Origin of the sequence: Paraburkholderia sp., from assembly GCF_036488505.1 — a bacterium.
GTDB lineage: Bacteria > Pseudomonadota > Gammaproteobacteria > Burkholderiales > Burkholderiaceae > Paraburkholderia.
Window position 1 is genome coordinate 1 of record NZ_DASXHN010000266.1, and the last position, 6,906, is coordinate 6,906.

Here is a 6,906-nt window from a genome sequence, read left to right on the forward strand (position 1 = left end):
TCGCCGTGCACGGTGCGGCGTGGGTCGGCAACCCGCGCGGGAAAACCCTGCCCCTCGAAATGCTTTCCGACGTGCCAATGGTGCTGCCCGGCAGATCGCATGGCCTGCGCCTGCTGGTCGAGCGTGCGTTCGAAAGCGCGGGACTGAGCCTGAACGTCGTCGCGGATATCGACTCGCTGCCCACCATGCTCGAACTCGCGCGCCGCGGCGAAGCGGCTACGATTCTCTCTGGCTTCGTCGGCGGCAACAGGTCGAAGGACACGCCGGCGCGCTACATCGTCAGCCCGACGCTGGAACGCACGGTCGCGCTGTGCCGCCTCAACGCCGTGCCGCAGACAGCCGCATCCCGCGCGGTGCAGGACTGCATGCGCGCACTCGTCGCCGAGATGGCGCCGACGCTCGGCTCGTCGCCGGCATGAGGCCGCATGCATCGCGTGAGCGGAGTACATATTAGTCACGCCTATATCCCATAGTTCGAAAGAGTATTTCCTCCTGACGCGCGCTCGGCGCTACGATTTTCGCGAGGCGGCTAGAAGCGCCGTCATCGTGACCCGCACAATCAGGAGACAAAGCATGTCGCTTCCGCTTTCGGGCATCACCGTCGTATCGCTCGAACAGGCCATCGCCGCGCCGCTCGCGTCCCGTCATCTGGCCGACTGGGGGGCGCGCATCATCAAGATCGAACGTCCCGGCAACGGCGATTTCTGCCGCGACTACGACACCGTCATGAAAGGCATGTCGAGCCAGTTCGTCTGGACCAACCGTTCGAAGGAAAGCGTCGCGCTCGACATCAAAAGCCCCGAAGGCGCAGAGGCGCTCTTCGCTCTGCTCGAAACCGCCGACGTCTTCTTGCAGAACCTCGCGCCAGGCGCGGCTGCCAGGCTCGGCCTCGATGCGAAGGCGCTCGCCGAGCGCTTCCCGCGCCTGATCGCCGTGGATATCTCCGGCTACGGCAGCGGCGGCCCGTACAGCACGAAGAAGGCTTACGACCTGCTCGTGCAGTGCGAATCCGGCTTTCTCGACATCAACGGCAGCGAAAATGAGCCGGCCAAATGCGGCATCGCGATCGCCGACATCGCCACCGGCATGTATGCGCTCAACGGCATCCTGATGGCGCTGTACAGCCGCGAGCGCACCGGCCGCGGCACCGCGTTCGAGGTCTCGCTGTTCGATTCGATGACCGAATGGATGAGCTACCCCGCCTACTACGTGAGCGGGAGCGGCAAGCCGCTCAAGCGCAACGGCATGCGTCACGCGACCATCGCGCCGTATGGGCCGTTTTGCACCGGCGATGGCCGCAGCGTCTTCTTCGGCATCCAGAACGAGCGCGAGTGGGTGTCGTTCTGCCATGTCGTGCTCGGCGACGACAGCATCGCCGTCGATCCGCGCTTCTACAACAATCCGCAGCGCGTCGCGCACCGCGACGCGCTCGAAGCGCTCATCGAAGCGCGTTTCGCCGACTGGACCAGCGACGACGTGCTCGCGCGCCTCGACAGCGCCGCAATCGCCAACGCGCGCATGAATTCGGTGGAAGAGTTCGTCGATCATCCGCAAGTCCATGCTCGCAAGCGCACGCGCGCAGTCGATTCGCCGACCGGTCCGCTGACCATGTTCGTCCCGGCCATCACAATTGCGGGCGTCGAGCCGGTCATGAAGCCGATTCCCGCCGTGGGCGAGCACACGCAGCGCGTGCTCGACGAACTGAGCCTGAGAAAGCGGAGCGCCGCGTGAGCCAGGCCGACGACTATCGCCTGACGCGCACCGTGCTCGCTGTGCCGGCCAACCGCCGGCGCCACGTCGAATCCGCGGCGCGCTCCACTGCGGACGCGGTGTTCCTGGATCTCGAGGACGCCGTGCCCGAATCGGAAAAAGCCGACGCGCTGCAAGGCGCGCTCAGCGCGCTGCAGCAACTGGACTGGGGCAGGAAGACCGTCCTGGTGCGCGTGAATGCTCACGGCAGCCGCACCTTCGAGGACGAGATCCGCGCGCTCAGTCCGCTCGCGCGGCTCGATTCGCTGATTGTGCCGAAGGCCGAGCGCCCCGCGCATATCGAAGACATCACGCGCATGATCGGCGCGGCGGAAGGCAACGCACGTAGCGCGCCGCTCACGCTGGATCTGCTGATCGAAACCGCGCTCGGCCTTGTCATGGTGGATAGCCTCGCGCAGAGCAGCACGCGCATCGCGGCGCTGCATCTGGGCGTCGGCGATTTCGCCGGCTCGATCGGCGCACGCAGCGCGGAAATCGGCGGCTCGCCGAACGGCTATCGGCAAACCGTGGCCGGTGCCGAAGGCCGTTACGCCGAAACGCCGCTCGATCTGTTCGCCTATCCGATGATGCGCGTGCTGGTCGCCGCGCGCGCCTTCGGTCTGCGCGCGATCGACGGCCCGTGCGGCGCATACCGCGATGCGACGCTCACGCGCGCATGGGCGGAAAAGGCGGCGGCTCTCGGTTTCGACGGTAAGCAAGTGATTCACCCTTCGCAGATCGAAGCAACACGCAACGCATTCACCCCCTCGGCGCAAGACCTCGCTTTCGCGACCCGCGTCGTCGATGCGATGCGGCAAGCGGAAAGCGAAGGACGCGGCGCCGTGGCCGTCGATGGAAAGATGATCGACTACGCGAATCTGCGCATGGCCCAGCGCATCCTGATGCTTGGCGCGGCAGACCGTTGCTGAGCCGCACGCCGTTCGGAACCTCCCGGTTCCGGACGGCGTTTTCGTGGCTTCACTGCACCCGGGATGCCTGCGCGTCAGACTGCGCCGGCGCCCCAGGACAGGAAGCCGCCATCGACCGGCAGCACAACGCCGTTCGTGTAGGCTGCTTCATCGGATGCGAGATAGCAGATCGCGGCGGCGATTTCCGAGGTCGTGCCATAGCGCTTCATCGGAATGGCGCGCGAGTATTCGTCACGGAACTGGTCGCTGTGCAAGGCCTTGGTCATCGGCGTGTCGACGGGACCCGGCGCGACCGCGTTGGCGGTGATGCCGTAATCGCACAGTTCGACGGCCATCTGGTGAGTCAGCGCGATCACCGCACCTTTGGACGTGCCATATGCCGTTCGGCCACGGCCGACTGCGCGCATGCCCGCCACCGACGCGATATTGACGATGCGTCCCCAGCGCCGCTCCACCATCATGCGCGCGGCGTGTTGCGCGCACAGAAGCGTGCCGGTGACGTTGACGTTCATCGTGGTGACAAACGCATCGAGCGGATAGTCGATGAACGGCAACAGCGTGGCGATGCCCGCGCCGTTGACGAGCACGTCGCAACGGCCGTGTTCGCCGGCGATCGACGCGAACGCAGACGCGATCGAGTCCGGCTTGCCCACGTCCATCTGCACGGCGGACACCGACAGTTCCTGCGCGCACAGGCGCGCGGCCGTCTGGTCGGCGTTGTCCTTGTTGAGGTCGGCAAGCACCACGTGATAACCGCGTTTGCCCAGTTGCTCCGCCGTTTCTGCGCCAATGCCCATTGCGCCGCCGGTCACGACTGCGACCCGGCCGGCCGCGCCGCCTTGGATCGTCTTCTCCACGTTGTCTCCAGATTGTTTTAGGTGAGAACCGGGTTCGCCGGGTTCGCCGACAGTGCCGGCACCTATGGACTGCCGTCACGAGCCACGGCTCTGACACGATCCCATTATCGGAGACGCGTGGGGGAGGCTCAATGGATATTAATGCAGCGTATTGTGAGTAAAGATCACTGCAGGAATGCGCGGCACGCGCGTGGCGATATGCCCTTCGTGCAAGGCGGATCGACGTTCTGAACTCGTCGGGGAAGTGAGCAATGGCGGGCAGCGTCATGTCCAACCGCGGGCAGCGCGACTGCGAACCCGCCCGCAGCGTCAGTGAACGTCCTCTCGTGCCCGCGGCAGCCGCGCGTGAGCTCGCCCTACGCGGCAAGCGCCGTGCGCAGCGCCTCCAGAAAACGCACGTAAGCCGTCGCACCGGGGTCCGCATGGCCGATGCTTCGTTCCTGCACCCATGCGGCACGGCCTTTTCGCGACTGCATCGAGGCCGTTGCGGCGACTTGCTCCTGCGCCGTCGCGATCATCGCGTCGAGCAGTTCGACAGCGTTGCCTTCCGATGCCTCCAGGGTGTCGAGGCTCGGGAGAAGCGCATCGAGCACAGTCTTGTCGCCGAGCTGACCCTTGCCGCGCTCCACGATGCGAGCCGCCACCGCGCGCCCGATCGTCAGCGCGTCGGCGCGCCCGGCGGCCTGTACCCCGGCCGTCGCCCTGGCAGCAGCAAGCAGACCGCCGCCTACGAGCGCCGCGAACGTTGATGGGTTGGCTGTCGAGAACGCCTTGCCGGCAGCCAGCAGCACATCTGCAACCGATGCTTCGTCGGGCAGTGTGGCAAGCGCCTTCACCACCGCCGCCGATCCTGCGCGTACCGTGATGCCGAGATCGCCGTCGCCCAATGCCGCATCGAGCTCGCGCAGTTCGTCGGCGTGGGCGGGCAGCGCATTCAGTGCGCGCGTCAGCACCTCGCGCAGTTCGTTGCTGGATACAGTCATTGCCGGGCCTCTTCAGGATGCCGTGCCATCGCGGAACAACGGCGAATTCGCCGGCGCTTCGAGCAGCGCCTGAAGCTCGTCGTCGAGCAGCATCACCGAAATGGATGCGCCCGCCATCTCGAGACTCGTCACGTATTCGCCGACATATGAGCGCGCCACCTTCAGGCCGCGCTCCGCGACCAGGCGGGCCGAACGTCGATATAGCAGATACAGTTCTTCCAATGGCGTCGCGCCGAGCCCGTTGACGAGCAACGCGACGCGCGAGCCCTTCTGTGCATCGAGGTCGTCGAGAATCTGGCGCGTGATGCGCTCCGCAATGGCATCGGCGGATTCGAGCTTGCCGCGGTGAGTGCCGGGCTCGCCATGGATACCGATACCGATCTCCATCTCGCCTTCAGGTAGCGTGAAGGTCGGCTTGCCGGCGGCCGGCAGGATCGTCGGCGACAGGCCAACGCCCATGGTGCGGCAACTGGCGTTCGCCTTCCCGCAGATACGCGCGACTTCGTCCAGCGAATCGCCGCGCTCCGCTGCCGCTCCCGCGCATTTGAACGCGAACAACATGCCCGCCACGCCGCGCCGATCCGCGGCGCGCTCTTTCGGTGCGGAAGCGACGTCGTCGGTCAGCACGACTGTCTGAATCTCGATGCCCTCCGGCTCGGCCAGATCGGCGGCGAGATCGAAGTTCAGCACGTCGCCGCCGTAGTTCCCATAAACGTAGAGCACGCCGGCGCCGCCGTTCACGGCCTTGGTCGCCTCCAGAATCTGCTCGGCGGACGGCGACGAAAACACGTTGCCCACCGCGACGCCGCTGCACAAACCCTCGCCCACGTAGCCTAGAAAGCCGGGCAGATGACCCGAACCGCCGCCCGTCACGATGCCCACGCGCCCCTCTTTCGGCGCGTCCTTGCGTACCAGCGCCCGCTTGTCGGCCGTTGCGCTTTTGATCCACGCCGGATGGGCGACAAGCAGCCCTTCGATAATCTCGTCGACAAAGACATCGGGTTTATTGATGATTTTCTTCACGTGCTGCTCCTCCGGTTTTGGGGTGCTTTCACAGATGCAATAAGACGCTTACCGCTTGCGCCGCTGACTGAGCGCATCCAGCAGGACCGCCGCGAAGATGACGCCGCCCTGTATGAACTGCGTCCAGAACGGATTGACGCCAAGCAGCGACAATCCCACATTGATCACGCCGATCAGCACGACGCCGATAAACGTTCCGACAATCGACCCGCGCCCGCCGGCAAGCGACGTTCCGCCAATCACGATCGCCGCGATGACCTGCAACTCCAGCCCGTTGGCCGCGGAAGGCAGCGCGGAATTGAGCCGCCCCGCCAGCACGATCCCGGCAATCGCGGCCGTCGCGCCGGCCAGCATGTAAGTGAGGAACACGACGCGATGCACCGGGATACCCGCGAGACGCGCGGCTTCCTGATTGCCGCCCACTGCGAACACCTGATGGCCGAACGTCGTCTTGCGCAGCAACACATGGCCGATGGCGAAGATCGCTAGCATGACGATCATCGGCATCGGCAGGCCCGCGACCGTCTTCGCGCCGAACGCGGTGAAGGCATTCGGGAAATCGAACTTGGTGCGGCCGTCCGAAATGGCGAGCGTGAGGCCGCGCGCCATGGCCATCATCGCCAGCGTGACGATGAAGGGCACCAGCCGCAGCCACGCAACCGCGAGGCCGTTCAACGCTCCCGCGGCTGCGCCAACCGCGAGCGCCACGCATAGCCCGGCAATGCCGAGGCCGACCGCGCCCGGCGTGGAACCCGCCATGACAGTCGCGGCGACCATCCCTGTCAACGCGACGAGCGAGCCGACCGAAAGATCGATCCCCGACGTGATGATCACGAAGGTCCCGCCCACCGCCGCTATGCCGACCACCGACACCTGCACCATGATGTTGGTCAGTGTGCTGGTCGTCAGAAACTCGGGCGATGCGATCGACAACGCGATGCAGATCAGCACGAGCGCGGCGAACAGTGGCCCGATTCCGCTCCTCAGTTGGCGAATCACGCGGCGCGACAGCGCCTCCGTATCCGCGCGGTTGGCTGCCGTCGAGGTCATGCGCCTGCTCCTGTTGTAGCCCATTGAATGACCGTTTCGGAATGCGCGTTGTCGCGCGCAATTTCCGTCACGATGCTGCCGCGATACATCACGAGCACGCGATCCGACATGCCGAGCAGTTCCGGCAATTCGGAACTCACCATGACGACCGCAGCACCCGCGCGCGCCATCGACACCATATGCGCGTAGATTTCCGTCTTCGCCCCTACGTCGATGCCGCGCGTCGGCTCGTCGAGCATGATCACCGCGGGCTCCGTTGCCGTAGCGCGCCCGAGAATCACCTTCTGCTGGTTGCCCCCGGACAGCGTGCCCGTG

General features: G+C 65.7%; 8 protein-coding genes. 3 read left to right on the top strand and 5 right to left on the bottom strand.

Annotated features, from left to right (window positions below):
* From VGH68_RS15855 to VGH68_RS15865, 3 genes are all read left to right on the top strand, one after another.
* Positions 1 to 419 (top strand): LysR substrate-binding domain-containing protein (locus VGH68_RS15855; protein WP_331604595.1); only part of this gene is annotated, 419 nt, incomplete at its 5' end.
* A 154-nt stretch (positions 420 to 573) separates the two neighbouring features.
* Positions 574 to 1,731 carry a CaiB/BaiF CoA-transferase family protein gene (locus VGH68_RS15860; RefSeq protein ID WP_331604596.1) on the top strand — a complete coding sequence of 386 codons (1,158 nt, stop codon included), beginning with the start codon at positions 574 to 576 and terminating at the stop codon, positions 1,729 to 1,731.
* The gene (locus VGH68_RS15865) at positions 1,728 to 2,678 is read left to right on the top strand and encodes a CoA ester lyase (RefSeq protein WP_331604597.1); all 951 of its coding nucleotides are present in this window, start codon (positions 1,728 to 1,730) and stop codon (positions 2,676 to 2,678) included. Before VGH68_RS15860 ends, VGH68_RS15865 begins: the two co-directional genes overlap by 4 nt.
* A 74-nt stretch (positions 2,679 to 2,752) precedes the next feature.
* Here VGH68_RS15865 and VGH68_RS15870 read toward each other — a convergent pair whose 3' ends face one another.
* From VGH68_RS15870 to VGH68_RS15890, 5 genes are all read right to left on the bottom strand, one after another.
* On the bottom strand, positions 2,753 to 3,475 hold the full coding sequence (locus tag VGH68_RS15870) for an SDR family NAD(P)-dependent oxidoreductase (protein WP_414696950.1): 723 nt from the start codon (positions 3,473 to 3,475) through the stop codon (positions 2,753 to 2,755).
* Between the two features lie 416 nt (positions 3,476 to 3,891).
* On the bottom strand, positions 3,892 to 4,518 hold the full coding sequence (locus VGH68_RS15875; RefSeq protein ID WP_331604599.1) for a DAK2 domain-containing protein: 627 nt from the start codon (positions 4,516 to 4,518) through the stop codon (positions 3,892 to 3,894).
* A gap of 12 nt (positions 4,519 to 4,530) precedes the next feature.
* On the bottom strand, positions 4,531 to 5,541 hold the full coding sequence (locus tag VGH68_RS15880; protein WP_331604600.1) for a dihydroxyacetone kinase subunit DhaK: 1,011 nt from the start codon (positions 5,539 to 5,541) through the stop codon (positions 4,531 to 4,533).
* Positions 5,542 to 5,589: 48 nt separating this feature from the next.
* Positions 5,590 to 6,591, bottom strand: a complete 1,002-nt coding sequence (locus tag VGH68_RS15885; RefSeq protein ID WP_331604601.1) for an ABC transporter permease — start codon at positions 6,589 to 6,591, stop codon at positions 5,590 to 5,592.
* Positions 6,588 to 6,906: ATP-binding cassette domain-containing protein (locus VGH68_RS15890; RefSeq protein WP_331604602.1), on the bottom strand; the 319-nt coding region annotated here is incomplete at its 5' end. The genes VGH68_RS15890 and VGH68_RS15885, both read right to left, overlap by 4 nt.